Origin of the sequence: Allosphingosinicella sp. (assembly GCF_036387215.1) — a bacterium.
Taxonomy (GTDB): domain Bacteria; phylum Pseudomonadota; class Alphaproteobacteria; order Sphingomonadales; family Sphingomonadaceae; genus Allosphingosinicella.
This window is the reverse complement of sequence record NZ_DASVUE010000195.1, coordinates 1-2168: the sequence shown is the minus strand read 5'-3', so window position 1 is coordinate 2168 and position 2168 is coordinate 1. Positions and strand designations below refer to the sequence as shown.

The following is a 2168-nucleotide window of genomic DNA, read 5'->3' as shown; positions in this document are numbered from 1 at the left end:
CGGGAGCGCCTTGCGCGTCGTCGGCTCGCCGGTCGCCGGGTTGATGTCCGGAACCTCGATCGCCCATTGCTGCGCGATCGCCTTGATCTCCGGCTCTTCGTAGCCGAGGTCCGCCAGGTTGCGGAACGCGACGCGGTTGAGGCCGTGGCAGGCCGCGCAGACCTCCTTGTAGACCTGGAAGCCGCGCTGCAGCTGCGCCCGGTCGAAATGGCCGAGCGGCCCGTCCGACGGGAACGAGACGTGCTTCGCCTCCAGGTGGAACTTGTGCTCGACGCCCTCCACCGGCGGCTCGTTGATGAAGCCGCTCGCGCCGGTGATCACGGAGATCACGAGGACGAGGATGAAGCCGAGGCCGACAAGGGCGCCAATCAGACGAACCAGCACTTCAAATCCCCTTATTCAGCCGGAACCGCATGGCCGCCTTCGCGGGGCGGGGTTCCATAGGGCGCGGATTCCGCCTTCTCCCCGTGCAGCACCGATGCCGCGATCGAGGTCGGCAGCGGCAGCGTCCGCTCGGTCTTGGCGAGCAGCGGGAGGATGATGAGGAAGTGCGCGAAATAGTAGATGGTCGCCACCTGGCTGATCATCACGTAGGGCTCTTCGGCCGGAGCGCCGCCGCAATAGCCGAGGATCAGCACGTCGACGACGAGGATCCAGAAGAACTGCTTGAAGCGCGGCCTGTAGCTCCCCGAACGCACCGGCGAGGTATCGAGCCAGGGCAGGAAGAAGAGCAGCAGGATCGAGGCGAACATCGCCAGCACGCCCCAGAGCTTGGCGGGCAGGATGAAGTCGACCGTGAAGGCGCGGAGGATCGCGTAGAAGGGCCAGAAATACCATTCCGGAACGATGTGCGCGGGCGTCGCCAGCGGATTGGCGGGAATGTAATTGTCGGCGTGGCCGAGATAGTTCGGCGCGAAGAAGGTGACCGCGCAGAAGGCGATCAGGAACAGGCCGAGCCCGAAGCCGTCCTTTGCCGTGTAATAGGGGTGGAAGGGGATCGTATCCTGCGGCGTCTTGACGTCGACGCCGGTGGGGTTGCCCGAACCCGGAATGTGAAGCGCCCAGATGTGGAGGATGATCACCCCCGCAATCACGAACGGCAGCAGATAGTGGAGCGAGAAGAAGCGATTGAGCGCCGCCTGGTCGGGCGCGAAGCCGCCCAGCAGCCAGGTCTGGATCGTCTCGCCCACGAGCGGGATCGCACCGAACAGGCCGGTGATCACCTTGGCGCCCCAGAAGCTCATCTGCCCCCAGGGAAGCACATAGCCCATGAACGCGGTCGCCATCATCAGCAGGAAGATGACGAGGCCCAATAGCCACACCATCTCACGCGGCGCCTTGTAGGAGCCGTAATAAAGCCCTCGGAAGATGTGGATGTAGGTGACGATGAAGAAGAAGCTCGCGCCGTTCGCGTGGGCGTAGCGGAGGAGCCAGCCCTGGTTCACGTCGCGCATGATGTGCTCGACCGAGTTGAACGCGAGGTCGCCTGCCGGCGCATAATGCATCGCAAGGATGATGCCGGTGACGATCTGGATCGTCAGCGCGACGCCGGCAAGGACTCCGAAATTCCAGAAATGGTTGAGGTTGCGCGGCACCGGATAGCCGCCGCCGACCGCGTTGAACACGAGCCTCGGCAGCGGAAGCCGGGTGTCGATCCACCGCATGAACGGGTGCTTGGGTTCATATTGCTGTGCCCAGGAAAAGGCCATCTTGGTCTACCTCAGCCGATGCGGACGACGGTGTCGGAAACGAACGTATATTCCGGCACTTCGAGATTCTTGGGCGCCGGGCCTTTGCGGATCCGGGCGGCGGTATCGTAGTGCGAGCCGTGGCAGGGGCAGAAATAGCCGCCATATTCGCCGCGATTCTCGCCATTTGCAGTACCGAGCGGCACGCAGCCGAGATGGGTGCAGACGCCCATCGTGATCAGCCAGTTGGCCTTGCCGTCGCGGGTGCGCTCCGCGAGCGTCTGCGGATCGCGAAGGTCGCCGATCGGAACGGCGTTGGCCTGCTTGATCTCGGCCGGGGTCAGGTTGCGGATGAAGACCGGCTGCTTGCGCCAGATCGTCTTGATCGCCTGGCCGGGCTGGATCTGCGAGATGTCGACCTCGGTGGAGGCGAGCGCGAGCACGTCCGCCGACGGGTTCATCTGGTTGATCAGCGGATAG

The 2168-nt window shown here is 64.2% G+C and carries 3 protein-coding genes; all 3 read right to left on the bottom strand.

The annotated features are described in order from the left end of the window. Nucleotides 1-384, bottom strand: a 384-nt coding sequence (locus VF662_RS07905) for a cytochrome c1 (protein WP_464139632.1), incomplete at its 3' end; no start/stop codon positions are given. 11 nt (nt 385-395) lie between these two features. Next, nucleotides 396-1709: a cytochrome b gene (locus VF662_RS07900; RefSeq protein ID WP_464139630.1), complete on the bottom strand. Its 1314-nt coding sequence runs from the start codon at nt 1707-1709 to the stop codon at nt 396-398. 11 nt (nt 1710-1720) lie between these two features. Continuing rightward, a partial coding sequence (gene petA, locus VF662_RS07895) for a ubiquinol-cytochrome c reductase iron-sulfur subunit (protein WP_464139629.1) occupies nt 1721-2168 on the bottom strand: 448 nt, incomplete at its 5' end.

What these genes read in the sequence shown, in the direction of transcription:
- VF662_RS07900 (WP_464139630.1), bottom strand. Translation starts at nt 1,709, where the DNA reads ATGGCCTTTTCCTGGGCACAGCAATATGAACCCAAGCACCCGTTCATG.